The following is a 26,568-nucleotide window of genomic DNA, read 5'->3' on the forward strand; positions in this document are numbered from 1 at the left end:
AATAAAAAACTGCCATGAATTGTTTTCATGACAGTTAGTATAGAGTAAATTTTCAGGTTATTTTCTGCTAGTTTAACTTACACATCCTCCATTGTTTATAAGATCAATCAAAGATGGTCTCTACTCTTCTGAATTATCGTGGCATCATGTTTTGTGGATTCCATTGGCCAGGTCCTGGTTGGTTTCCTGGATTATTATATGGTCCTTGCATTGGTCCACCATATACATTAACTTGATCAACTGTATTCTGATAAGAGGTTGTGTGTGGATAGTAATGCGTGTTTTTCACTAAATGATGATTTACACAAGTAGTATGGGAAGGATGAATGTGCTTTACTTCACTTTCACTACAAGTGTGTACTTCATTAGTTTTAGTTGGATATACAACTGTCGGTGTTGGTGGCATTCCACAACCAAACGGTCTTCGATGTCTCATTTATAGTCACCTCACTAATTATTATTCTATACTAGCGTATGTCACGATAGTGAGGATTGTCTAAGGCATCAACCTATGATAACGATGTTTTTTATAAATTTTGCATATCATTTTTTAATAAATCGAAAACATACATTACCGATTGATGTAATTCCATGTACCTTTTTCTTCTTACATCTACATAGTAACTGTGGAGTAACAATAATTTTATGTTTTCCGCTGTTGATTCAACCTGCTGAGGATGTACGTTAACATTCCTGTTCTTCACAAAGTTTAATGCTTCTTCATACCATTGATCTATCGTTTCAAAAACAGGTTCGGTATTTTCCTTTACAAACGCAAAGAACTGCGGATCCCTTTTGTTTTCTGGACGTTCATGAGTAAGGTAATATTCTTTTAACCTTCCTAATTTTTTTTCTAATTCCTCTATATATGTTAACAGTAACAAACTATTAAACCGCCTTTCTATAACTGTAATAGCCATCATTACTGTAACATGAATTTTTTAATAATTCTATTATGCGCCCTCTTTCTTGTATATGTCGTTAAGTGACCAATACTGATTTTGAGTTTCCTTGTTTGTTTTTAAAACCCATTGTGTTTCGATATGTTCAACAAGTTCCATTAATTCACTTAATTTTTTTTCACACGCCTCTTTCGTGAAAATATCATGATTGGTACTCATACATATCCCTCCTAAATTTATTATTGACTGTATTCGATTATGACGTTTGAAATTCCTTGTACTTGACAAAACTAGAAATAAGCTGACATTAACTAGCCATAATATGTATGTTTTATACAAAAAGAGTCAAACTATAAGCAAAGGAGGGATTGTGATGCGTGTAAATAAAAAGAGAAAGATGAATAACGGGCGGGAAAAGCAGCATAACAAAGAGATACCGACGCAAAATGACAAAAAATTAAATGGACCTAATCGTCCATCAACTTAGTACAAAAGTCGACATTGCATCTCGTAATGTCGACTTTTTATGAACAATTTTTTTGATTTATTAATCAGCCCCCATATAAATGTTACGATTTTCGAAATTTTAAGCTAGGAATTTACTGTTGCATCAGGCTTTCATTATACATTTTCATTGAAGATTTCATTAGCTTAGCGTATGATATATCTATCCATGATATGATGGATGTGTTGATGATATAGGAGGGAGTTTATGCAATATCCAAATGGGAAAAAATCATCAGCTTTTTCAAAACTTAATCATTCGATTCAAACGGTTTACAGTAACAGGGGAATGTCACTGGAAGAAGATATTAATGATACCAATCAATATTATTTAACAAATGATATTGCGATTATTCATAAGAAACCAACACCTGTTCAAATTGTTCATGTAGATTATCCGAAAAGAAGTGCAGCAGTTATTAAAGAAGCATACTTTAAACAAGCATCAACTACGGATTATAATGGACTATATAAAGGAAAGCATATTGATTTTGAAGCAAAGGAAACAAAAAACAAACACTCCTTTCCGCTCAATAACATTCACCAACATCAGATAGATCATATGAAACACATAGTAAATCATGGTGGAATTTGCTTTCTATTAATTCGTTTTAGTGTAAGTCAAGAAACATTCTTATTCCCTGCTGAAGAGCTATTTCCCTATTGGGATCAGCAGTATAATGGTGGTAGAAAATCTATTCGTTATGAAACTGTGAAAAAGCTAGGTTATATAATACCCATTCGATATCAAGCAAAAGTAGATTACTTGGCTGTTATTGACAAGTATTATATGGAGAACGGAGGAACAACTAATGGCAGATAAAAGCCAATCAAGAATGGAAAGAAGAAAACAGTTAAAACAAAAGAATACAAAGAACAAACCAATATGGAAAAAAATAATGAAATATGCACTAATCGCCGTTTTAGTAATCGGTTTAGGTATTGGCGCATTATTTACGTATTATATTGCTTCGGCGCCAGACCTAGATGCTGAGTTATTATCGGATCCAGCATCAACAAACCTTTATGATATTAATGGTGATACATTTGCTAAACTAGGAGCAGAGAAGAGAACAAAAATAGAGTATGATGACATGCCTTCTGTGTTATTGAATGCGATACTAGCTACAGAAGATGTTCGATTCCACGACCATATCGGAATTGACTTCAGGCGGATTGGTGGAGCTGTCATTGCGAACTTCCGAGAGGGATTTGGAGCTCAAGGTGCTAGTACGATTACCCAACAAGTTGTGAAGGGCTCATTCCTGACAAATGATAAGAAATTAAAACGTAAAGTGCAGGAACAATGGCTTGCATTACAACTTGATCGAGTATATTCCAAAGAAGAAATTATGGAAATGTATGTTAACAAAATCTATTATGGTTCTGGTGCTTATGGTGTAGCAATGGCAGCAGAAATATACTTTGGTAAAACAGACCTTGATGATTTAACTCTCGCGGAAGCAGCAATCTTAGCTGGATTACCACAACGACCAACAGCCTATGACCCGTTTGTTAACCCTGATTTAACCAAAGAAAGAATGAATACTGTACTTAACTATATGGTGCAGCATAATAAAATTAGTGAAGAAGAAGCAGATGAAGCTAGAGAAGTAAATATCGAGGATCTACTAACAGTAAAGAAACCTGAGTTTGTCAAATATGAGGGATTCATACAACAAGTCCGTAAAGAAGTTCAAGAAAAAACTGGTGCGGATATTTATAAAGATAGCTTAGATGTCTACACCACATTAGATCCAGACGCGCAAGAACATGTCGAGTTTCTATTAAGCGATGCAGACGATAATCCGATTGACTATAGTGCTGATGAAGAAATGCAGGTTGGTCTAACAGTACTTGATACAAAAACAGGTGCTATCAGAGCGATTGGTCCAGGTAGAAACCGTGAAAATGATGGTTGGAACTATGCGATAGACGGTAATGGACGTCAAGGCGGGTCTACCATGAAACCAATTATTTCCTACGGTCCGGCTATTGAGGAATTAAATTGGTCTACGTATCACCAGATAAATGATGATGAACCATACCCAATTGAAGGTACAGATGCAGTTGTTCGAAATTGGAATCGTAATTATCAAGGCTGGATGTCCATACGGTATGCTCTAGAACAATCCTTAAATGTTCCTGCTGTCAAAACATTAGATGAAGTTGGCTATAACAATGCCAAGGAATTCGCAGAAGGGATTGGAATGGATTTTGAAGATAATTTTACTCTTACTGATGCGATCGGTGGAGCTGGTTCAACTGTCACACCAATTGAAATGGCTGGAGCATATGCAACTTTCGGAAATGAAGGTATGTACCATGAACCTTTCTCTGTCATCAGAATAGATTATTCGGACAGGAGATCAGAAGAGTTAGAATCCAAATCAACTGTTGCGATGTCCGACTATACAGCGTACATGATAACAGATATGTTAAAATCTGTAGTAAGGGAAGGAACAGGTACGAGAGCAAATGTTTCTGGTTTACAACTTGCTGGTAAAACAGGTACAACCAACCTTACGGATGATGAAGGCGGCGGAAGTCCTGATTCATGGTTTGCAGGATATACTACCAATTACACCGTTTCCGTTTGGACCGGTTATGATAAAGAACGTAAAGCTCTTAACAACACCAAGATAGCTCAAGATTTATTCAGGGAAACGATGAGTTTTATTTCTCAAGATATGGAGACAGAAGATTTTGTGAAACCAGATTCTGTAGTGGAAGTACAAGTTGAAAAAGGATCAAACCCAGCTAAAAGACCAAGTGAATATACACCAGATTCTGAAATTGTCACTGAGTTATTTGTAAAAGGAACAGAACCTGATGCAATCTCTGAAAAATTTGATGAACTTGATCCCGTTACTAATCTAAGTGCTTCCTATGATGAAGAAAGTGAAAGCATTACAGCAGAATGGGATCATAAAGGAGATGATGTAGAATTCAAAGTTTCGGCTGGTACAGATGGATCATTAAATGATTTAACAACAACCGAAAATAAAGAAGTAGAAATTTCTAATGTGGATAAAGGAAAAACATACACTATTGAGGTTATTGCTGTAAATGATGATATGGAAAGTGATCCTAAAACAGTAACAGTTGAAGTTCCGGAAGATGAAGCGGAGGATCTTCCACAGGTCAGCCAGTTAAATCAAACTTTTGATCCAGCAAATCGATCAGCATTAATAAGCTGGGAATACGATCAGAATGGCCCGATCGAGTTTGAAATCGTTGTTCAAGATGGTGGTCAGACAATTGATCAATTTAACACGAATAAAAATTCTGTTAATATAACTCAGCTTGAAGCTAATAAAACGTACACGGTTCATGTTACACCATTTTTAAAAAATAAGGACGTACGAGGACCTTCAGCAAGTATTCAAGTCCCAACACAAGGCATTGAAAATGAAGAACAAGAGCCTGATGACAATGAGCAAGATAATGAAGAACAAGAGGAACAACCAAATGAAGACGAGCAACAATCTGATGAAGATCAGCAAAATCAAGGTGATCAACAGCCAGGTCAAGGTCAAAACAATCAACAAGAAGAACCTAACGGAGAAGAAGATTAAAAAAAAGCAGCAAGGTATTTCTTATACCTTGCTGCTTTTTCGCATTCTCTTTTTACCTTCACGACAAAGTTCAAGGAGTGGGCAAATTTCACACTGTGGGCTTTTCGCCTTACAATGGTAACGGCCAAAAAAGATTAACCGGTGATGTGTGTTACTCCACTCTTCTTTAGGAATTTTCCTCATTAGCGTTTTTTCAACTTCTAAAACACTATCCTTCCAGCGACAGATACCTAACCGTTTAGAAACTCTTTCAACGTGTGTATCTACAGCAATTGCTGGTTCTCCAAATGCGACGGAAGCTACCACATTTGCCGTTTTACGACCAACTCCAGCGAGATTTTCTAGTGCTTCTTTTGTATTAGGAACAACTCCATCGTACACTTCTATTAAGGTTGTACAAAGTTTCCTAATATTCTTTGACTTATTGCGATATAGTCCAATCGAACGAATATCATGTTGTAATTCCTCTAAGGGTACATTTAAGTAATCTTCTGGAGTCTTATATTTTTTAAAAAGGTCTTTTGTCACTTTATTTACTAAAGCATCTGTACATTGTGCTGATAAAACAACAGCTATTAATAATTCAAAAGGGTTATCATGCACTAATTCACATTCTGCATCTGGAAACATCTCCTCGATTCTTTCCAGAACAACATTTATTTCTTTTTTGGTTAACATAGTTCTCCCCTATTCCTCTAACCAATTGTAATATAATGATTTATCATAAGGATGTTCTTTCTTAACTGACGTATTTTGCTGATGCGTGTGAAATGATTTGCTAGATTGTTGAGCCTGCTGGGAAGATTTGATTCCCTTCTTTTTCCACTCAATTAAGATACGGTCTATATATTTAAAATTAATTTTCCCCATCAATACTGCTTCTCTTAATGCAGTATAAATAAGCGAAATATCGTGATTATCTTCATCTAGCCAATTATTGATCATTTCGATTTCGAAAGGTGATAATGGCCTGCCAAATTCACGTTCGAATTTTTGGAAAACTTCTCCAACCTTATTATCAACCTTTTCCACCTTTTCATCGATGGAATATAATTTTTGCCATAGTGGATCTAATGAGTAAGATTCTTTTATCATGTGGTTATCTTCCTGATCCTCTTCTATAGACAAAAAATCTTTTTGTATTAGTTGTCGTAATAAGTTAGTACAAATTTCATTTGAGATTGTTAAATGTTCAGCGATTTCTTCCGGTGTTGGAAAATTGTTACCCTTTCTTTGTGCCGTATAAATTTGCAGAATAATAGCTAATTGCGCCTCATTCAGGCCCAACGATGCGAATTTTTCAATTAATAACGCCGGAAAATTTATTTGATCATGTAAAATGTATTGCATGCTTTGTTTCATCGTTTATAACCCACCTTCAACCAATATGATAACACTATATTAGAAAAAATACCCGTTCCCGAACCGCCCAATTATTTCATAATAGATAAAAACTGAGACACAGTGGAAATTTTTCCATCCTGATTTTTGATAAGTGGTGAGATACGCTCCGGCAGAATACTTCGCTTTCCGTGGGCACGGCCTCAGCCTCCTCAAAAAGCCAAGTGCGCTTTTCTGCGGGGTCTTCAGCTCGCGCTGTTCCCCAGGAGTCTGCGTATTCTGCCTCCGCTGGTTCTAATGTTCTGATTGTTGAAAGAAGAAAATCTTCGGATATATAATCAAGGGACTTCTTCTCACTATTCCAAAACACTAGTCAAAGCTGCGGAAAAATACGACACTCCTGGGGAACAGCGCGAGCCGAAGATCCACTTTGCAAAGTGATTTTCTTTGCAAAGTGAGCTGAGGCCGTGCCCCCGGAAAGGGAGTATTTTTCCGCAGCGATGGTTATGCACTCATCAAGACAAGAATGGAAGAAAGCAAATCCATGTACACGGTACTTCGCAGTTTATGTTTTATGTGCTGATTTTTGTGCTTCATGTTTTCTTTTTAAAATAGATAAATCCTTTGCACGTTTGGCAAAGGATTATTATCTATACTTATGGATATAAACGGTTTAATAATCTTGGAAACGGTATTGTTTCTCTAACGTGCTCCACACCGCTAATCCAAGCAACAGTTCGTTCTAATCCTAAACCGAAACCAGCATGCGGCACACTACCGTATTTACGTAAATCAAGGTACCATTGATATGCGTCTCCTGATAGGTTATGCTCTTGATAACGTTGCTCCATTAACGATAGATCATCAATTCTCGCAGAGCCACCAATGATTTCACCATAACCTTCTGGCGCAATTAAATCAGCACATTGCACAACATCTTCACGCTTTGGATCAGGTTTCATATAGAAGGCTTTTATATCTTTAGGATAATGCGTAATAAACACTGGTTGATCAAAACTTTCAGCAATTGCAGTTTCATGAGGAGCACCGAAATCCTCTCCCCATTCAATATCAGTAAATCCCTTTTCCTTTAACGTTTCAATTGCTTTATCATACGTGATACGTGGAAATGGTGCTTTGACTTTTTCTAGAGCATCTAGATTTCGTTCCAATATTTTAAGCTCTAACGCACAATTTTCCAACACGGTTTCAATAATAAATTGTACATAATTTTCCTGTATTTCTAAGCTTTCTTCATGTGTTACAAAAGCCATTTCTGGTTCAATCATCCAAAATTCAATTAAGTGTCTTCTTGTTTTTGATTTCTCGGCTCTGAACGTTGGACCAAATGAGAATACACGTCCTAGTGCCATAGCTGCTGCTTCCATATATAATTGGCCACTTTGAGACAAATAAGCCTCTTCATCAAAATATTGAGTATGGAATAACTCAGTCGTTCCTTCAGCAGCTGAACCAGTTAAAATTGGTGGATCAACTTTAACAAATCCTTCTTTTTGGAAAAATTGATACGTACCTTGGATAATTTGGTTTCTGATTTTCATAATGGCATGTTGCTTTTTGGATCGTAACCATAAGTGACGATGATCCATTAAAAATTCCGTCCCGTGTTCTTTCGGTGTAATCGGATAATCTGTTGCTTCATGGATGACTTCGATTTCCTTCACCTGCATTTCATAGCCAAACGGAGATCGAGTATCCTCGACAATCGTTCCAGTTACATACAAAGATGACTCCTGTGTGATCGACTTCGCTAATTGAAATGTTTCTTCTGAAACTTCTGCTTTTACAACAACGCCTTGGATGAAGCCAGTACCATCACGTAATTGTAAAAAGGCGATTTTACCACTGGACCGTTTGTTGGCAAGCCATACACCTATCGAAACCTCTTGATTGAGATAATTTGCTACCTGATTAATCGTTGTTTTCATAATATTTCCTCCACTATCGTTCGTACTTATTGATGATTTTCAACAAATCGTTTAATTCGGTTTGCTGCTTCTTCTAGTTGCTCTAATGAAATAGCATAGGAAAGACGAACATTATTTGGCGCACCGAATCCGGAACCAGGAACTAGTGCTACTTTTTCTTCTTCTAACAAAGCAGTAACCCATTCGTCCACCGTTTCGAATCCATTCATTTCCACTGCTTTTTTCACATTTGGGAAGAGGTAGAAAGCACCTTTAGGTTTCACGCATTCAATTCCTGGAATAGCGACTAACCATTGATATAATTTTTCTAATCGTTCACTAAATGCTTCCCTCATTTCGCTAACTGGTTGTTGTGTACCCTGATAAGCTGCTTCTGCTGCTACCTGTGCAATTGATGTTGGATTTGATGTTGAATGTGATGCTAAATTCGACATCGCTTTAATAATCTGTTTGTTACCAACTGCATAGCCAATTCTCCATCCAGTCATAGAATGCGACTTTGAAACGCCATTAATGATAACAGTCTGTTCTTTTAATGCTGGAGAAAGCTCTGCGACAGAAACATGTTCTGTTGATGTGTACGTTAATTTTTCATAAATTTCATCTGAAACGATTAAAATATTATGCTTGAGACATACTTCTCCTAAAGCTTCTAATTCTTCTCTTTCATACATAACACCTGTAGGATTACTAGGTGAATTAATAATAACAGCTCTTGTTTTTTCTGTGATAGCATTTTCTAATTGTTCTGGTGTTAATTTAAATTCATTCTCTTCTTGCGCATCAACAAATACTGGTTTACCCTCTGCTAATTTGATCTGTTCAGGATAACTGACCCAGTAAGGAGCTGGAACAATCACTTCGTCTTCTTTATTCAGCAAGACCTGAAATAAAGTGTAGAGCGCATGTTTTGCACCAATTGTTACAATGATTTGGTCAAGATCATAGTCTAATCCTTGATCTTGTTTCATCTTTGATTGAATAGCCTGCTTTAATTCTACCGTTCCTCCAGCAGGAGTATATTTAGTAAAACCATCATACATTGCTTGAGACGCTGCTTCTAAAATATGTACAGGTGTATTAAAATCGGGCTCTCCTGCACCTAAACCAATAACATCGTGTCCAGCTTGTCTTAACTCTTTAGCTTTTGCTGTAATGGCAAGTGTTGATGATGGGGTTAATGTTTGTACTCTGTTTGCTAATTCCATACTTTTTAATCACCTTTCTATTATTGAAATGATGGGTTTAAAGTTAATCGATAATGTGATTTATCCTCTAATATAACATGTTCATACACCAGTCTATCTGTTGTATCAAAGTATTTAATCTCGAGAACCGGGAAACCATTATCTATTCCGACATTAGAACCTGAAAATTCACAAGATGTACATCGGTCACGCCATTCTGATAACAGAACATCTTCTGAATAAAAGGATTCTTTATTATACATGTCGTATTCCCATTCCTCCTCCACTTGATACATATATAGTAAAGAGGCTTGATTATCGTTCGTTTCACCATCTAACACATAGTATAGCTGATCGCCATGAAAACGTTCAATGCTATGTATCACATCAAGTGAAGTATTTTCCATTGCTAAAGTTCTCACATCATCAAAGTGCTCTGTTTTACTATTCATAACTTCTTGATAAAGCGTAAAGAAATAGAACAAAGCGCTCAATACGACGATAGTGCTTAAAGAAACTATAATCCATAATTTATTACGTCCGATAAATGGTAAAGATTGCTTTTTCATCATTATCCTCACTTAATGTTAATCCAAACATAAGATTATCTTCTTTCAATGTTCGATTTAAACTATCTACAATTTTATACAAATCTTCTGTATACGTCAGCTGCACAGTGGACAGTGTAGTGATTTTTGAATGGCTTATTTGAGACACCTCCAACAGATATAACATAGAGAAAGTAAAGGTTTCTTTCCCTATGTTTAAAAAGACTCTCCTCTATTTATTTTGATAGACTTTGATCATTTTTTCAACTGAAAACATGGTAGATTTTAAAATATATTTGGTTATTTAAGAATGTTTCAAGCTGACTGAGCTATTTTCCGTAAGAATTTCGTAATCATCCTTATTTAAACGTACAAATACGGTGCCAGACTGTTTCAAAAAGTAAACATCAATCCAAGTGGCATTTAAGCGCTCAATTAATGATTCATTAATTTTATGGGTTTGGCTCGGGAAAATGATGCTCATATAAGGATCAATATGTTCAAGAAAATTTTGCGACGGTGAGTGTCCACTACCGAAAGCAGCTACCTTTAATATATCTACATCCACAGTCTGTTGAATTAATTTTTGTTCAATTGTCGTTTCTTTGTCATTTAAAAATAAAATGGATTCTTTACCATATCGCATTAAAAACGAAATATCTCCATCTTTGGTTTCATCTAAAGATCGGATATTTACATCTTCCCAGAGAACAAACTCTTCATTTAGCTTCCAAGTTTCAACGTCGACATCTTCTAAAAATTCAACATTCATGTTGGAAGGAATGATTAATCTTTCGACTTGATAATGCTCCAAAAAATATAATAAGTTACCTGTATATTCTTCAGATTGGTTTGTGATCACAATCGTTTCTATTTTGTCAACGTGCAATTTACTTAATTGCTGATATAACGTCTTTTGACTGCGTTTTGAAGCTGTATTAACTAATATGTGCTGACCTTGATGATTGGTTAATAAACTTGCTTCTCCGTGAGGTACATTAAAAAATATAATGTCTATTTCATCGGTATTTAATTCCGGTATATCAGCTATAGCAAATAATGGTGAGCTACTAATCATGATCGAAAATAATAAGCAACAGAACAGTCGTATTTTCATTAGGAAACCTACCTCTTTTATTTTTGTTATATATGTAGGTTTTCACAAATACGGAAGTTTATCATAGCCATTTACTTACACGATTTAGCAAGTTTTGCATGTTTTCATAATGAATAGGAATTTCTGGTATGGATTTAATAAATGTCTTACCATAACGTTTTGTCATAATTCTTTCATCGAAAACAAATATCATGCCATGATCTGTGTCTTTCCGTATCAACCTGCCAAATCCTTGTTTGAATTGTAAAACCGCTTGTGGTAATGCTAATTCCATAAACGGATTCATTCCTTGTAATTTAAAATAATCTGCTTTTTTAATATAGACAGGATCTTGTGGTGACTGAAAGGGTAGCTTCACAATAATTAAACAGGACAAATCATTTCCTGGAATATCAATTCCTTGCCAATAAGCATTCGTTCCTAAAAGGATCGATTTGTCAAAAGCTTGAAATTGTTTAATTAAGCGATTCCTGCTACCAGTCGAGACACCTTGTCCAATAATTATATAATCCATTAACAAATCTGTTTCTTTTAAAATAAAGTAGCTTTTACGCAACATATCATATGAAGTAAACAGTACTAACATTCTGCCTTTCGTTTTTTCCGCTATTGAAATGATCGCTTCGTTAATAGCAAAAATAAAATCGTCATTATTAGGATATTGAATGGCAGGCAGATCATTAGGTATCATAAGTTGTACATTATTTTGATAATCAAAATGATGTTCTACCATATACTCTCTAGAATGCTTTGGATCAAGTCCTAACCTTTCTTTTATATAATGGAAAGATTGATTCATGGTTAATGTAGCACTGATTAAGATAATCGATTGTTTTTTTCTAAATAAATATTCCTGTAAGGTATCCTTAACTGAAAATGGCTCATGGTGAATAAATACCGCATTCTCTGCACCTTGCTGATCAATCTCCAACCATGTAACTGCTTCCTGTTTTTCTTCTATCAAAAGTTGACGAAGCAGTTCTTGTATTCGGAAGATTTGATTCTTTTCATCTGCTGAATCATCTTGGAACAATTGAGCTAACTCTTTTATCACCATGATTGTTCGATATATGCTATCGACAAGTTCCTCTGGTTTGTCATGATTCCAGACAGTTTTCAAGCGCCCAACATCTGTTACAGCTTTCTGATTTTTATTATGCTCTTTCACATAATGATACAATTGTCGGAATAATATATCTGTTTCATATTTAACCGTATCTAAATGTTGCTGAAAGGTAATACTTTTGCCATAGCTCTTCTCTAATTGTTGATAAAAGTGAGTTAATTCGAAATAGCTTAAAGAATCTCCAAGATAACTCGTTGCCATTTGTTCTAGTTGATGGGCTTCATCAATAATCAACCTTTGATACTCTGGAAGTATGGATTTTTCTGCTAACATGTCTATTGCTAAAAGTGAATGATTAGTAACAATTATCGAAGCATCAGTTGCTTTATTTAGCATTCTTTGATAAAAACAATAGTCCTTCCAAATTTCGCTGGCTGTTCCATTATTTACTACAATTTGATAAAAAATAGGGTGTTTTTCAACAGGAAACTGTATTTCATCTAAATCCCCTGTCGTTGTCTCTGTTAGCCATACTATAATCATTGCTTTTAATAATGTATCTTGGTAAGACTGATAATTAGAATCGTGAAAAAATTGCTCGAAATTTTGCAGGCTTAAATAATGTGTTTTCCCTTTAATAATCGCCGTTCGAACGGGTAAATCAAGTTTTGCTAAATCTTGATCGATTAATTGTGACTGTAAGTTCGTATTTGTTGTACTGATCACTACTTTATTATGATGATTCAATGCTTCATAAACAGCTGGAATTAAATATCCAATAGTTTTCCCAAGACCTGTTTCTGCTTCGATTAGAGCATGTTCATTCATCCGAAAATGATCATAAATTTTTTCGCTTATGAAGACTTGTGCGTTTCGTTTTTCATACCGGGCATAAACTTGGGCCAGTCTGCCGTTATCACCATACATTTCATCTAGATATTTAGAAAAGTCTTGGGGAATTCTCGTTTCTACATCTCTTGTTTCTTTTTGTTTCTTCAAAGAGAAACCTCTAAACTCTTCTATATCTGTACGATTGGTCATATGGTCTAATGATTCACACAGCTTAGCAAAATCCGTTCGTAATGGTCTTGATATGGATAATACTTGATTTATGACCTTCTCCGGTAGGTATTGTAATTTGTTTATCAGCATAATTAGCAAATCAGCGGTTACCAAGGCGTCAGATATTGCTCTATGTGGATTTTCATGACTGATCATTAAATATTCAGCTAATTCATTTAATTTGTAGCTGGGTGCTTTTGGCAAAAATATTCTTGCTAGTTCGACAGTATCGACCACATAAGGTTGGATTTTTGTTTCTCCTACACGTTCAAGTTCTTCATTTAAAAAAGTTAAATCGAAGGGGACGTTGTGTGCAACTAAAATAGCTTTATCCAATAAATCTTTAAACTCGGGTACGACATTATCGAATACGGGTTGTGCTTCCACATCTTCATCTGTAATAGATGTTAATTGTGAAATAAAGGATGGAATAGGGCGTTCTGGATTGATTAATTGATTATATTGTTTTGTTATTTGGTTGTTTTCGATTACTACTAAGGCTATTTCAATAATTCGGTCACCTTTTGATGCTAACTGTCCAGTAGTTTCCACATCTATTACAACAAATTTTTGCAAAGGATCATCCCCGATACTTGATATTACATTTCAATTTATAGTTCGCAACTTCTGACGCATAAATATATACAATCAAACAAATACGCTCAGTCATCGTTCACAATAGATAACTACTGTGAACCAATGAAGTTTTTTCTTGATGTAGCTTTCTTCCATTCCGTTTATAGTTGAGTGCTAACTCGACGCTGCGGAAAAAATACTCGCTTTCCGTGGGGAACGCTTCAGCCTCCTCGGAAGCCAAGACCGCTTCCTGCGGGGTCTTCAGACTGTTCCTTTCCCACAGGAGTCTCGCATTTTTCCCGCAGCTTAGATTTGTGTTCTAATTAAATGACAGGAAATCCAAGGAATATAGTTCCCTAAGTTCTATTCAACGATAATCAGAACACTAAAATTAGCGTAGGCAGAATGCGGAGACTCCTGTGGGACAGTGAGAGCTGAAGATCCACTTTGCAAAGCGATTTTCTTTGCAAAGTTAGCTGAAGCCGAGCCCACGGAAAGCGCAGTATTCTGCCGAAGCGGTGACATAACACCCTCTACAGAAAGAATGGAAGAAAGCAAATCTAAAACGTATAACTTCGCAGTTTATGGATACTGTTCATCATTAGTTGCAGTTTTTAAAAAACAAACTCTTATCTTGGTGGATAAGAGTTTGTTTTCATTAAAGGCTTGATAATGGTGGTTCTTGTTCTAATATTTCTTTAATATTGTTGTGCTCATCCATTACAGCCACTTTTGGTTTAAATTCTACAAGCTCTTCGTCTGATATGATGCCGTAAGAAACGACTATAATAATATCATCAGGCTGAACAAGGCGAGCAGCTGCACCATTTAAACAAAATACCTTACTGCCTCTTTCACCAGCAATCACATACGTTTCTAAGCGTGCTCCATTATTGTTGTTTACAATTTGTACTTTTTCATGCGGTAAAATACCTACTTTATCTAAAATATCTTCATCAATGGTAATACTGCCTACATAATTTAAATTTGCTTCTGTTACACGTGCGCGATGAATTTTCGATTTCATCATGGTACGTAACATAATTGTTCCCCCTAAACAATAGCTTTAGGTACAGTTCCGTTCTCACTAATAATAATATTATCAATTAGCCTTGCTTTCCTAAACTGAACAGCTACTGCAATGATGATTTGTTGATCAATAGTTTCCATAAGCTTTAATGACGGAAATGATAACAGATCAACATAATCAATTTGACCATTAGTATATGTCTCTATATATTTTTTTACTTTCTCTATAATCATAACAGGATTTTTTTCACCGTCAATAATTAATTGCTGACCTCTACGTAATGCTTTATGTAAGTGAACGGCTTCTACTCTTTCCTGATCTGATAGATATACATTTCGACTACTCTTTGCTAAACCATCTGTCTCTCTTACTGTTGGCACAGCAATAAGCTTAGTAGAAAAATTCAAATCATCAATAAGACCTTTTACAACAGCAACTTGTTGTGCATCTTTAAGACCAAAGTAAGCAAAATCTGCTTTTGTTATATGAAAAAGTTTTGTTAATACGGTAACAACACCATCGAAATGTCCTGGTCTACTTTTACCACATAAAACATCTGTACGTTTGTTTACATGAAGTTTAACAGTGGATTCCTGAGGATACATTTCATCGACAGTTGGGATAAATAAAATATCAACCCCGTGTTGTTCAGAGACCTTTTGATCACGTTCTTCATCTCTGGGATAACGCTCAAAATCTTCACCAGGTCCAAATTGAAGGGGATTTACAAAAATACTTGCAATTAATACATCTGCATCCTTTTTGCCCTCATCCATCAGGGTTGTATGACCTTCATGTAAATAGCCCATTGTAGGTATAAAACCTATCGTCTTATTGTCATTTTTTAATGTGTCCGTAATGGATACCAGTTCGTTAACCGTACGCACTATTTTCACTTCTATTCCTCCAAATTCAGATCATTAGCTAGTTGTTCATCCATATCAAACGTATGCTTATCATCTGGAAATTCCCCACTTTTTACATCCTGGTGATATTGTGTAATAGCATCCTTTATATCTGATCCTGCCTCATGATATACTTTTACGAATGATGGTTTGAAATCTACTCCGTATTGTAGAATATCATGATAGACAAGTACTTGACCATCACAATCTTTTCCGGCACCAATACCAATCGTTGGAATCGATACATGTTTACTTATATGTTTGGTTAATCGATCTGGTACACATTCTAATACCACACTGAATGCTCCACTACTTTCTAACTTCTCTGCATCTATAATTAATTGTTTAGCTGTTTCCTTATCTTTTCCTTGGATTCGATAACCGCCTAACACGTTTACCGATTGTGGTGTCAAACCAATATGACCAACCACTGGAACACCTGCTTCTGTCAATTTTCGGATAAGTGTTAATGTATCTTCAGAAGCTCCTTCGACTTTAAGCGCTTGGGCATTTGTCTGTTGCATGATTTTTTGTGCATTTTCCATTGCTTTTTCCAATGACAGATGATAAGACATAAAAGGCATATCAACGACTATAAAAGTATTGGGCGCACCTCGTGTAACAGCTTTTCCATGATGAATCATATCTTCTATGGTGACTTCGATCGTTGAATTATATCCTAAAACTACCATCCCCAGCGAATCACCAACTAAAATCATATCAACTTCAGCTGCTTCTGCTAATTTAGCAGCTGGGTAATCATATGCTGTAACCATTGAGATTTTTTCACCGTTCTTTTTCATTTTTTGAAATTGAATCGTATTTTTCACCTTTATAACCCCTTACCATATAATTTCTGCACTATAAATAACTTTTTCCTCATTCTTGTCATTTAAAACGATCAATGCACCATCATTCGTTATCCCCTTGACTGTGGCAACATAGTCTTCTTGGCTTGTTTTAACATGAATTTTTTCATTCAATCTATAAGCATGCGCCAACCATTTTTCTTTGATTGGTTCAAAGCCCGTATCCAGATAAGTTTGATAAGCTATTTCAAAATCTCGTAGAACATTCTGAATGATTGCTTGTCTGTTCCATTCCTGTCCAGATTCCATCCGGAGAGAAGTAGACTTTCCTTCTAGACTTTCCGGAAAATCTTTAGAAAGTTGATTTACATTAATACCAAAACCGATGATTAAGTATTGAATAGCTTCCAATTCTGCCTGCATTTCTGTTAAGATTCCAGATATTTTTTTACCATCAATAAATAAATCATTTGGCCATTTTATTTGAATCTTTTGTCCGGTGACACGCTCCAGTGTGTCTACGAGGGTGACAGCCACAAATAACGTCATTTGTGATGCCTGGTGTGGTGGAATATTAGGTCTGAGGATGAGACTCATCCATATTCCGCCATCATGATCAGAAACCCAACGACGGTCCATTCGTCCCCGTCCAGATAGTTGCTTGTTGGTAGTAACTACAATGCCATGTTCTGCACCTTTTCTAGCTAATGTATGTGCTAAATCCTGCGTAGATGCTACCTCTTGTTTAAACTCAATACGCTTACCTAGCCATTTTGTAGCTAATCCCCATTTAATCGTGCTTTCATTGAGTTTCTCGGGTTTAGCTATTAGGCGATATCCTTTTTTAGGAACAGATTCAAACTGATAACCATCTTTTTTTAATTCATTGATATGTTTCCATATTGCAGTACGAGAAACTTCTAATTTCTCGGACAAAGCTTGTCCAGATATATATCGATCATCCTGTTCTGCCAGTAAGGAAATTAATTCGTGGCGTTTATTAGTTGTCATATTGTAACCACTCTCTTATATCATTTTTATCATTTTTTATTATTTCTGAAACCACTGCTTTCTCTGTTTCGAGAAGCATGTTTTGAATCCAGGATCCTGTCTGTCGATCTGGGAAAAAGGAAATAATATCTTTTCCATTAATTGCTAATTCTCTTCTTTTTTTTATAATCAAGCTTTTTTTAATCGCTACGATATCTTCCTTGTTTATTGGATCATTTTGAAATAATAAACACAATGTTGAAAAATCCTCTATTAAATCTTCCGGTAAACGATATAGTACCCACTTTAATGGTTCTTTTGTATAGTCTTGAATCAGTTGAACTAACAGCTTACTATCTTTTTTTATTTGATTGGATAGTTTCCATTTGTTTGTCCAAGAGGATATAGCTATATCAGATACTTTTAGGTGCATATAAGTAATAAAAGCTGCGAAACTTGGCAACGAACTTGTCAGACTTTTCAGCGCTTGTTGTATATATATATGTTCAGAGATGACTGGTAAATGGTTAGCTAAATTCACACGAAATAAGTTTTGTTTTGCTTCATTGAAATATGGACCTTTTAACGTTTTTTCCCACTCAATCGCGATTCTTTCCACCGCAATTTTTTCGAGCCATTTCCTGTTATCGTGAATAGCATGTAAAGCTTCGTTGTCCAATTTGAATCCTAATTGACTCTGAAAACGGATAGCTCGCATCATTCTTAATGGATCTTCTAAAAAACGCTCCTGTGCGTTCCCCACTGTACGAATTATTTTATTCTTGATATCTAGTTTGCCCTGGTATGGATCAATCAGTTGTAAGGATTGATCCATTGCAATTGCGTTCATGGTAAAATCTCTTCTTGCAAGATCTTCCGCTAAATCCGTAACAAAGTTCACTGCATCTGGTCTTCTAAAGTCACTATAACCTGTTTCGGTTCGAAATGTCGTCACTTCAAAGGATGTACCATGATAGCGCACTAAGACTGTACCATGGTCAATTCCAGTCGGTATCACTTTTTTAAATATTTCCTGTATTTGCTCAGGATAAGCTGAGGTTGCGATATCTATATCATAGACATCTCGTCTAAGGATGGAATCTCTAACAGCGCCACCAACAATATAAGCCTGGAAGCCATGATCTCGAATAGCATTCACAACTTGTTGAGCTATCTTAAATTGATCAGACATCATCGTACTCACCTAACACTTTAGCATACAAATCTTCATATTGCTTCTTAATTTTATCAGATGAAAAACATTGTAAAACTCTTTCTTTTGCATTGTCCGAAAACGCATGCCATTTATTCGTATCACTAATTAACTCTAGTGTTCTGGCAGCAAATGCATTAATATCTCCCAGTTCTTCAATAAATCCTGTTACTCCATCTTCAATAACTTCCGGAATTCCGCCGACATTTGAACCAATACAAGGAACACCGCAAGCCATTGCTTCTAGTAAAACAAGTCCAAAGCTTTCTTTCTCAGATAATAATAATTTAATATCTGCAATGGAAAGCAAAGAAGGAATATTTTTCTGTTTACCAAGGAAGTGGACCACTTGATCCAATTGCAATTCTCTTACCAGATCATAAATTCTACCGTACTCTGGACCATCACCAATTAACAAAAGTCGGGAAGGAGTTTCTTTATTTACGGCTGCAAAGGTGCGAATCACATCTTCTAATCTCTTTACTTTTCGAAAATTAGAAATATGAATCAAGACTTTTTCATCTTTTTGGATTCCGAATTTTTGCTTCAACTCTACTCTATTATGTGCTTGATATTCTTGTTCATTTACAAAATTATACATCACATGGATAGGGCGCTGTATTTCTAACATTTCTTTGGTTTGATTTACCAGACTATGTGATACAGCAGTAACTGCATCTGATTGTTCGATTCCAAATTGGATCATCTTTTTCAAACTTAGGTCGATTCCTAGAACGGTAATATCCGTACCATGCAAAGTAGTTACAATTTTTACTGGATGCTTTGCCATTTGTTTCGCTAAAATAGCACAAATAGCGTGAGGTACTGCATAATGTGCATGAATGATATCTAATTTTTCTGTATCTATTACTTCCGCTACTTTCGTTGCCAAAGCTAAATCGTAAGGTGGATATTGAAAAACAGGATAATGATTTAACTCAACTTCGTGAAAATAAATATTTGGATTAAATGAGTTCAAACGAAATGGAAGACTGGATGTAATAAAATGAATTTCATGACCTTGTTTTGCGAGCATTTTACCTAATTCGGTTGCAATTATTCCAGATCCACCTACTGATGGATAACATATAATTCCTATTTTTAGCATGTGGCAACCCACCTATTATCTTGGATTTATGACTGTAGATTACGCCATTCAAAAAAACCTGCGTCAAGCGCTCTTATCATTACTTCTGCTCCTCCTAAGTTAGTTACTAGAGGAATTTGATAAACGTCGCATAAACGCATCAGTGCACTTATGTCCGGTTCATGAGGTTGAGCTGTTAATGGATCACGGAAAAATATAACGAGGTCCATTTCATTGGTTGCAATTTTAGCACCTATTTGTTGATCCCCACCTAATGGTCCGGATTCGAAGCGTTCGATTGATAAACCAGTTGCTTCGTTAATTTTTTTGCCAGTCGTTCCGGTCGCATAAAGAGTATGATTTTTCAAAATGGCTGAATAGGCTAATGTAAAATTAACCATATCTGTCTTCTTTTTATCGTGTGCAATTAAAGCTATATTCATCTGGTACTCTCCCCTATTCAAGTATATTTTCTAATCCATAAACTAAAATATCCAGCTTCATTACATTATCAATTGCCAATTTAACTCCTGTCATAAAGGACTTGCGATGAAACGAATCATGTTTGATGGTTAGGTTCTCTCCAGACGAACCAAATACCACTTCCTGATGTGCAACAAGTCCTGGTAAACGCATACTATGGATCTTCATACCATCGATATCGGCACCTCTTGCGCCAGAAATGGTTTCTTTTTCATCCGGATGCCCTTGCTTTTTCGTCTCACGTACATCCTTAATCAATGAAGCAGTTTTTACTGCAGTTCCAGATGGAGCATCCAGTTTATTATCGTGGTGTTTTTCAATAATCTCGACATCCGGAAAATATTTAGCTGCCCATTTCGCAAATTGCATCATTAGTACCGCACCTAAAGCAAAATTTGGTGCAATAATAACGCCAACTTCTTTCTCCTCGGCCAAATCAGTCAGTTCTTGTAATTGATCTTCTGTAAAACCAGTTGTGCCTACTACTGGTCTAATCCCATAGTTTATCGCTGTTTTTGTATGTATATAACCAAATTCAGGTGTCGTCAAGTCGACTAAAACATCTGCCTCCACAGATTGAAAACATGCTTCGATATCCGTATAAATCACAGCATCGAACTTTGGCAGTTCCTCAAATTCGTTAATTTGTTTACCTTCAAATTTATGATCTAAACAAGCGACTAATTCCAGTTCTTCTTGTTGTTCAATCATTCTTAGAGCTTCACTACCCATTTTACCTCTGGGTCCTGCTACAATTACTTTTACTTTACTCATTATTATCCTCCTGATTCTCTATTCTTGTCCAACGATCTTTGTCTCTTGTTTCGATTTTATTGATTGTTTTTTCAAATGCTTCACTTAAACTAATATTTTGTGAATTAGCAAAACAAATCATAACAAAAAGAAGATCTCCTAATTCTGCTTCGATCGAATTATTATCTTCAGAACTCTTTTTTGGCTTTTCGCCATAATGATGGTTGACCTCACGCGCTAACTCGCCAATTTCCTCTGTGAAACGTGCAAGCATACTTAATGGTGAAAAATAACCTTCTTCAAATTGCGAAATATATTGATCGACCCTCTTTTGCATAACTTGCATATTTTCTTTATTATACATTTAAGACCCTCCAGAGATAAAGTAAAAAGACAGATGTTTACACATCTGCCTTTCATCATATTTAATCTTAATCATCATTTGCAAGTAAAAACATCGAAGCAAAACGAATTAATTCTGCCACTGCTACGAGTGCAGCTGCGACATAAGTTAATGCTGCGGCATTTAATACTTTTTTAGTTTGTCGTTCTTCGTTATTACGAATGATTCCGGAAGATACAAGTTGGCCCATTGCACGGTTAGAAGCATCAAACTCTACCGGTAATGTTACAAGTTGGAATAGAACCGCAAATGACATGAAAATAACCCCGATTAGTACCAAGTTCATTGCATTTAGTAGGATACCAGCAATGATAAAAATAAACGACATTTTATCTCCTAATCCTGCTATCGGTACTAATGCATGTCGAAAGCGTAAAAATGCATATGACTCAGCATCTTGAATAGCGTGACCTACTTCATGAGCGGCAATTGCTGCAGCTGCTGCAGAATAGCCATGATAGTTATCTCTTGATAAACGAACTACCTTTTTACGTGGATCATAATGATCAGACAGCATACCTTTCGTCTCTTCTATCGAAACATGGTACAGGCCATTATCATCCAATATTTTTCTAGCAACTTGTGCACCTGTTACCATGTTAGAATTCATTACTTGCGAATATTTTTTATAAGTGTTTTTTACTTTTGATTGCGCCCATAATGGGACTAAAATTAATAAAGCGAGATAAACTAAATATCCAATCATCTTCATTCCTCCATTATAAAAACATCTCACTAAGGTCAATTTTAGTCAAAAAACGACAAAGTGTCAATTTAAATGATTACGTTGATTCTCCTTTGTATTTTGCCCATGCAACGTAAGATAAACTCAGGAAAATAAAGCCGAATACTATAAATATCAACCACTTTGTATATTGGGCATTTGCATTATTCAATGTGTCAATATTAAGCTTAGATATTTGTATAAACGTTTCTTCTAATTCGATTTCATCATACGATTGATGATTATTCGTTAATACACTCAATGACTGCTGATAATCTTGGTATTGTTCATCATTCAAATGCAGTTTAACAACCGGGGATATAGCTTCCACATAATATATAACTTCTTCCATATCAGATTGACTCACTTGCTCCTGATCTAATAGTCTATTCATCTTTCTTTCTAATTCATACTTCCAAGTTGTCCATAATGGAGCATTGTCTGATATCATTGCATCCCATAAAATAATGGTTTGTTGGGCTGCCAGGGATTTTTCTGAATCTGTTGTCTGCTCATCAAGCAGTATACGGAGACAATTATCAAGGTATTCTCTCATAATCGGCTCGTATGTACCCTTTTCTTCTGCAACTCTCTGTAAAATGGTCGTTTGATTATTTTCAATGATTTGGACTGCTACTTGATAACGCTGCTCTTGTACAAGCCGTTCAAAGGTATACATATAATGATCATTACTTTGAGCAGAAAGATCGAATGGATGAAAAGCTTGTATTAATATTAAGATGAAAAAAAATGAAAATATATTATTTCGCACAACTACCCCTTCTTCCATCTTTCTTTTTTAAAATGTATGAAAGATCGGTCGTAGTTATGCATTTGAATCAGTACGAATCAATAGCCTCGCGAAATCGTGTTTTATTGTTCACTAATATGCAAGAGAAATAATTCTATTCACTCTGAACCGAAGAAAAGCTTATCTAAAAATGATCCGTAAAATGCATAAACTGCGAAGTAACTGTCATGTGGATTTGCTTTCTTCCATTCTGCTCTAGGGAGTACTAGCATACCGCTCCGGCAGAATACTTCGCTTTCCGTGGGCACGGCGTCAGCCTCCTCAAAAAGCAAAGTGCGCTTTTCTGCGGGGTCTTCAGCTCGTGCTGTCCCCACAGGAGTCTGCGTATTCAGCCTACGCTAAAAGTGATTCTCTAATTATTGTAAGAATAAAACCTACGGAATTATATTCTTAGGATCTCCTCTCACTTAATCAGTAAGCTACTCTAAGCTGCGGAAAAAAATACGAGACTCCTGTGGGAAAAGAACAGTCTGAAGACCCCCACAGGAAGCGGTTTTGGCTTCCGAGGAGGCTGAAGCGTTCCCCTCGGAAAGCGAGTATTTTTTCCGCAGCGGCGAATTAGCACTCAACAATAATCAGAATGGAAGAGAGCAAATCTGAATTTTAATTAGTTCGCAGTTTTTATCTACTATTAATCAATGTGGTGATGACGACCGGGGTGGGTTTTCATCTTATAATTGTCTAATATTTTTCTTTACCGATATCTGATAAACGGTAAAGATGGTTATAATCGATAACCAAAAAGTAAAATACCCGATATGTTGATGGTAATCAGTTAAGCTACCATAAACAGGCATCATGCCATACACATAATCGATCAGTTCATTATGTAATAACCATATGGCGGCAATAGCTAAATGGCCTAATTCAATCTTATAAAGTGGTGCATACAAAAATGCTTGAATCGCCATTGCGCCATGAGAAGCGATTAACATATATCCCTGCCAACTTAAATCTCCATTAAAGTATAGTGTTAAAAGGTTCATTACAACAGCCCAGGTCCCATATTTCACAAGTGAAGTAAATGCTAACGCTTCGATAATTGGTACACGCTTCCCTACTAACAGAAAAAATAAAAACAATGTGAAAAACAGACTGGCTGTTGGACTGTCAGGTACAAAGGCAAGAAACTGAACAGGTGTATTACTCAGTTGGTTGCCATACCAGAAGTATCCATAAATAGTACCCAGTAGATTCACTATAAATAAAAGAGCAATAAAATATGGGTGGAACAAAAATTTTTGCAGTATCATATATTTCTCCTCTACTATTCACTATTTTCAGATGTCTAAAATTATGTTTGTCAAAATAATTCTACACATTCAATATTTCTCTGATAACCGTACTAAAAACCCTCGCCCATGTTATTACGAGCGAGGGTAATGATTTATTCTTCTGCAGCCTCTTCATTTACTGAAACAATAAACTCTGCAAGTTGTTGTAATTCTTCTTCGTTACCTTGGAATTGATCTGCAGGCATCTGACCAACACCGTTTACTGCAATATCTTTAATTTCATCCACATCAAGCTCAATACCAATTAATCCTGGAGCAGCTCCTCCACCTGTTAAATCTCCACCGTGGCAATTAATACAACTGTTCTCTTCATACAGTGCATAACCTGGATCGGACTCATCTATTTCGACAGTAGGTTGATCATCCGGCCACTCCGGTTGGTTATTTTCTGCTTTTTCTTCCCAGTCAACGTGTGCTGCTGCTTCATAAGTTAACCAAAATACAGCAATAAAACTAAGAATCATTAATCCAGTAGCAATCGGTCTTTTATGCGGGCGACGCTCTTTTCCTTTGTCTAAGAATGGTGCTAAGAAAAGTGCACCAAATGCAAGTCCCGGAATAACGATTGCACCTAATACAAAGAATTGTGCACTTGCAAATTTATACTTCAATAATTGATATAAGAATAAGAAATACCAGTCTGGTAATGGTAAATAACTAGTATCAGTTGGATCAGCCATTTTCTCTAGTGGTGCAGGGTGTGCAATGGTTAAACATAGGAAACCTACTAAAAATACTGCCCCTACTAACCATTCTTTTAATAAGTAATTTGGCCAAAATGCTTCTGTTCTACCAGGATATTCCGAATAATCTTTTGGAATAAACTTTTGTTTGTCAGCCGTAACTCGTGAATCGCCGACAAACTTCATCCCTTTTCCTCGTTTCACTGCTATCCCTCCTTCGTTAGCTCTAGTTTATAGCGGACCAGAAATCCCTTGCTTACGGATCATGATAAAGTGAATAGCCATCAACACGAATAATGCTGCTGGTAAGAAGAACACGTGAATTGCAAAGAATCTAGCTAATGTTTGGGCCCCAACAATAGATGGATCCCCATTAAGTAATGTTTTAGCCATTTCTCCAATAAAAGGTACACCCTCCGCAATTTCAAGTGTTACTACTGTTGCAAAATATGCTTTATTGTCCCATGGTAATAAGTAACCAGTTAATCCTAATGCAAGCATAACAAAGAATAGAAGGACACCTACCATCCAGTTAAGCTCACGCGGTTTCTTATAAGCTCCTTGAAAGAAAACACGTAACGTATGTAAAAATAGCATCACAATAACTACACTTGCTCCCCAGTGGTGCATACCTCTTACGATTTGTCCATGTGCAACTTCTGTCTGCAAGTAATAAACAGAGCGCCATGCATTTTCGATATCAGGCACGTAATACATCGTTAAGAACATCCCTGATAAAATTTGAATGACTGTTACAAAGAATGTTAAGCCACCAAAACAATATACAAACGCAGAAAAATGATGTGCCGGATTAACATGCTCTGGCACTTCGTGATCTGCAATATCTCGCCAGAGTGGCGTTATGTCGACACGATCATCAATCCAGTCATAAATCTTCTGTAGCATCTATTAAGCCCCTCCTTCCTGAACCGTATTCTCGACAACATTTCCAAGATATAATGTTCCGTCCTTCACTTCGAATTCAAATAAGTCTAATGCCGCATTTGGTGGTGTATTCGGGACATTTAAACCGTTTTTGTAATAACGACCATCATGACACGGACAGAAAAATTGATCAGGATAATCAGGGTTACCTGACCAGTTCACTGCACAGCCTAAGTGTTTACATGTCGGCGATAATGCAACAATCTCATCATTTTCATCTTTATAAACCCATGCACTTTTTGTTACGTTTGATGTGTACCAAGCATCGACTTGTTCAATAGTCCAGTCAAACCGTTGAGGCTCTGTTGTGATCTCTGATACATCAACCACGGCATGCATATCACCTCCACCAGTAGCTTGTAAAACTGGATCAATTGCAAAACGTACCATAGGTGCAAGCATACTAGCAGCCATAAATCCGCCAACCCCTGTTAATGAATAATTTAGAAATTGACGACGGGACACTTGTTGTTTTTTCTCTGACATCATTTACCCCCCTCTACACATATTCCGACTTCATGGATTATAAACTCTTATATATTACTAGGACATTACTATGATAGCGTAAACTTTTGAACTGGTCAATAAAATCTAATTTTTAATATCT

General features: G+C 36.1%; 30 protein-coding genes. 3 read left to right on the plus strand and 27 right to left on the minus strand.

Annotated features, from left to right (window positions below; all coding sequences use genetic code 11):
- Nucleotides 1–133 precede the first annotated feature (133 nt).
- The 3 genes from GI584_RS12255 to GI584_RS12265 form a co-directional block, all read right to left on the minus strand.
- Complete coding sequence (locus GI584_RS12255; RefSeq protein WP_153791410.1) at nucleotides 134–436, minus strand: CotD family spore coat protein; 303 nt, start codon at nucleotides 434–436, stop codon at nucleotides 134–136.
- Between the two features lie 91 nt (nucleotides 437–527).
- Nucleotides 528–884, minus strand: coding sequence for a DUF1798 family protein (locus GI584_RS12260; protein WP_100360396.1), 357 nt, complete (start codon nucleotides 882–884; stop codon nucleotides 528–530).
- Between the two features lie 69 nt (nucleotides 885–953).
- Entirely contained in the window at nucleotides 954–1,121 is a 168-nt protein-coding gene (locus tag GI584_RS12265) for a hypothetical protein (RefSeq protein ID WP_153791411.1), read from the minus strand.
- Between the two features lie 154 nt (nucleotides 1,122–1,275).
- Here GI584_RS12265 and GI584_RS23850 point away from each other — a divergent pair, with 154 nt between their 5' ends.
- The 3 genes from GI584_RS23850 (at nucleotide 1,276) to GI584_RS12275 (ending at nucleotide 4,984) form a co-directional block, all read left to right on the plus strand.
- Nucleotides 1,276–1,389, plus strand: a complete 114-nt coding sequence (locus GI584_RS23850; RefSeq protein ID WP_194841986.1) for a spore protein — start codon at nucleotides 1,276–1,278, stop codon at nucleotides 1,387–1,389.
- Between the two features lie 225 nt (nucleotides 1,390–1,614).
- Nucleotides 1,615–2,229 carry a Holliday junction resolvase RecU gene (recU, locus tag GI584_RS12270; protein WP_100360395.1) on the plus strand — a complete coding sequence of 205 codons (615 nt, stop codon included), beginning with the start codon at nucleotides 1,615–1,617 and terminating at the stop codon, nucleotides 2,227–2,229.
- Entirely contained in the window at nucleotides 2,219–4,984 is a 2,766-nt protein-coding gene (locus tag GI584_RS12275) for a penicillin-binding protein 1A (RefSeq protein WP_153791412.1), read from the plus strand. Before recU ends, GI584_RS12275 begins: the two co-directional genes overlap by 11 nt.
- Before the next feature lie 21 nt (nucleotides 4,985–5,005).
- Here GI584_RS12275 and nth read toward each other — a convergent pair whose 3' ends face one another.
- The 24 genes from nth to GI584_RS12395 form a co-directional block, all read right to left on the minus strand.
- On the minus strand, nucleotides 5,006–5,662 hold the full coding sequence (nth, locus tag GI584_RS12280) for an endonuclease III (protein ID WP_153791413.1): 657 nt from the start codon (nucleotides 5,660–5,662) through the stop codon (nucleotides 5,006–5,008).
- A gap of 9 nt (nucleotides 5,663–5,671) precedes the next feature.
- Entirely contained in the window at nucleotides 5,672–6,346 is a 675-nt protein-coding gene (locus tag GI584_RS12285) for a DnaD domain-containing protein (RefSeq protein ID WP_153791414.1), read from the minus strand.
- A gap of 635 nt (nucleotides 6,347–6,981) precedes the next feature.
- Nucleotides 6,982–8,274, minus strand: a complete 1,293-nt coding sequence (gene asnS, locus GI584_RS12290) for an asparagine--tRNA ligase (RefSeq protein WP_153791415.1) — start codon at nucleotides 8,272–8,274, stop codon at nucleotides 6,982–6,984.
- 26 nt (nucleotides 8,275–8,300) lie between these two features.
- Nucleotides 8,301–9,482, minus strand: coding sequence for a pyridoxal phosphate-dependent aminotransferase (locus tag GI584_RS12295; RefSeq protein WP_100360388.1), 1,182 nt, complete (start codon nucleotides 9,480–9,482; stop codon nucleotides 8,301–8,303).
- Between the two features lie 20 nt (nucleotides 9,483–9,502).
- A complete protein-coding gene (locus GI584_RS12300) occupies nucleotides 9,503–10,030 on the minus strand; it encodes a cell wall elongation regulator TseB-like domain-containing protein (protein ID WP_100360387.1) in 528 nt (175 codons plus the stop codon).
- A complete protein-coding gene (locus GI584_RS12305; RefSeq protein WP_100360386.1) occupies nucleotides 9,996–10,196 on the minus strand; it encodes a YpmA family protein in 201 nt (66 codons plus the stop codon). Before GI584_RS12305 ends, GI584_RS12300 begins: the two co-directional genes overlap by 35 nt.
- Before the next feature lie 117 nt (nucleotides 10,197–10,313).
- On the minus strand, nucleotides 10,314–11,126 hold the full coding sequence (locus GI584_RS12310) for a ComEC/Rec2 family competence protein (protein WP_153791416.1): 813 nt from the start codon (nucleotides 11,124–11,126) through the stop codon (nucleotides 10,314–10,316).
- Between the two features lie 61 nt (nucleotides 11,127–11,187).
- Nucleotides 11,188–13,830: an ATP-dependent DNA helicase DinG gene (gene dinG, locus GI584_RS12315; protein WP_153791417.1), complete on the minus strand. Its 2,643-nt coding sequence runs from the start codon at nucleotides 13,828–13,830 to the stop codon at nucleotides 11,188–11,190.
- Nucleotides 13,831–14,488: 658 nt separating this feature from the next.
- Entirely contained in the window at nucleotides 14,489–14,872 is a 384-nt protein-coding gene (panD, locus tag GI584_RS12320) for an aspartate 1-decarboxylase (protein WP_100360383.1), read from the minus strand.
- A gap of 11 nt (nucleotides 14,873–14,883) precedes the next feature.
- Nucleotides 14,884–15,756: a pantoate--beta-alanine ligase gene (panC, locus tag GI584_RS12325; RefSeq protein ID WP_153791418.1), complete on the minus strand. Its 873-nt coding sequence runs from the start codon at nucleotides 15,754–15,756 to the stop codon at nucleotides 14,884–14,886.
- A 2-nt stretch (nucleotides 15,757–15,758) separates the two neighbouring features.
- Nucleotides 15,759–16,595, minus strand: a complete 837-nt coding sequence (gene panB, locus GI584_RS12330; protein WP_153791419.1) for a 3-methyl-2-oxobutanoate hydroxymethyltransferase — start codon at nucleotides 16,593–16,595, stop codon at nucleotides 15,759–15,761.
- 12 nt (nucleotides 16,596–16,607) lie between these two features.
- Nucleotides 16,608–17,585: a biotin--[acetyl-CoA-carboxylase] ligase gene (locus GI584_RS12335; RefSeq protein ID WP_153791420.1), complete on the minus strand. Its 978-nt coding sequence runs from the start codon at nucleotides 17,583–17,585 to the stop codon at nucleotides 16,608–16,610.
- Nucleotides 17,575–18,756 (minus strand): CCA tRNA nucleotidyltransferase, encoded by a 1,182-nt coding sequence (locus tag GI584_RS12340; RefSeq protein WP_194841987.1) that lies wholly within the window; start codon nucleotides 18,754–18,756, stop codon nucleotides 17,575–17,577. The genes GI584_RS12335 and GI584_RS12340 overlap by 11 nt, the downstream gene beginning before the upstream one ends.
- Nucleotides 18,749–19,885 (minus strand): N-acetyl-alpha-D-glucosaminyl L-malate synthase BshA, encoded by a 1,137-nt coding sequence (gene bshA / locus GI584_RS12345; protein WP_100360378.1) that lies wholly within the window; start codon nucleotides 19,883–19,885, stop codon nucleotides 18,749–18,751. The genes GI584_RS12340 and bshA overlap by 8 nt, the downstream gene beginning before the upstream one ends.
- A 26-nt stretch (nucleotides 19,886–19,911) precedes the next feature.
- The gene (gene mgsA, locus GI584_RS12350; RefSeq protein WP_100360377.1) at nucleotides 19,912–20,307 is read right to left on the minus strand and encodes a methylglyoxal synthase; all 396 of its coding nucleotides are present in this window, start codon (nucleotides 20,305–20,307) and stop codon (nucleotides 19,912–19,914) included.
- A gap of 13 nt (nucleotides 20,308–20,320) precedes the next feature.
- Complete coding sequence (gene dapB, locus GI584_RS12355) at nucleotides 20,321–21,121, minus strand: 4-hydroxy-tetrahydrodipicolinate reductase (protein ID WP_153791422.1); 801 nt, start codon at nucleotides 21,119–21,121, stop codon at nucleotides 20,321–20,323.
- On the minus strand, nucleotides 21,114–21,464 hold the full coding sequence (locus GI584_RS12360; RefSeq protein WP_100360375.1) for a nucleotide pyrophosphohydrolase: 351 nt from the start codon (nucleotides 21,462–21,464) through the stop codon (nucleotides 21,114–21,116). Before GI584_RS12360 ends, dapB begins: the two co-directional genes overlap by 8 nt.
- A 67-nt stretch (nucleotides 21,465–21,531) precedes the next feature.
- Nucleotides 21,532–22,209 (minus strand): zinc metallopeptidase, encoded by a 678-nt coding sequence (locus GI584_RS12365; protein ID WP_153791423.1) that lies wholly within the window; start codon nucleotides 22,207–22,209, stop codon nucleotides 21,532–21,534.
- 76 nt (nucleotides 22,210–22,285) lie between these two features.
- Nucleotides 22,286–22,999, minus strand: a complete 714-nt coding sequence (locus tag GI584_RS12370) for a sporulation protein YpjB (protein ID WP_194841988.1) — start codon at nucleotides 22,997–22,999, stop codon at nucleotides 22,286–22,288.
- 137 nt (nucleotides 23,000–23,136) lie between these two features.
- Nucleotides 23,137–23,286: a hypothetical protein gene (locus GI584_RS12375; protein ID WP_153791425.1), complete on the minus strand. Its 150-nt coding sequence runs from the start codon at nucleotides 23,284–23,286 to the stop codon at nucleotides 23,137–23,139.
- Nucleotides 23,287–23,709: 423 nt separating this feature from the next.
- Nucleotides 23,710–24,291, minus strand: a complete 582-nt coding sequence (lhaT, locus tag GI584_RS12380; protein ID WP_153791426.1) for a lipoprotein heptaprenylglyceryl N-acetyltransferase LhaT — start codon at nucleotides 24,289–24,291, stop codon at nucleotides 23,710–23,712.
- 134 nt (nucleotides 24,292–24,425) lie between these two features.
- A complete protein-coding gene (locus tag GI584_RS12385; protein ID WP_100360371.1) occupies nucleotides 24,426–25,220 on the minus strand; it encodes a menaquinol-cytochrome c reductase cytochrome b/c subunit in 795 nt (264 codons plus the stop codon).
- A 27-nt stretch (nucleotides 25,221–25,247) separates the two neighbouring features.
- Nucleotides 25,248–25,922: a menaquinol-cytochrome c reductase cytochrome b subunit gene (qcrB, locus tag GI584_RS12390; protein WP_018933723.1), complete on the minus strand. Its 675-nt coding sequence runs from the start codon at nucleotides 25,920–25,922 to the stop codon at nucleotides 25,248–25,250.
- A gap of 3 nt (nucleotides 25,923–25,925) precedes the next feature.
- Nucleotides 25,926–26,447, minus strand: coding sequence for a QcrA and Rieske domain-containing protein (locus GI584_RS12395; protein ID WP_100360370.1), 522 nt, complete (start codon nucleotides 26,445–26,447; stop codon nucleotides 25,926–25,928).
- Nucleotides 26,448–26,568 lie beyond the last annotated feature (121 nt).

This window comes from Gracilibacillus salitolerans (assembly GCF_009650095.1).
Lineage (GTDB): Bacteria > Bacillota > Bacilli > Bacillales > Amphibacillaceae > Gracilibacillus > Gracilibacillus salitolerans.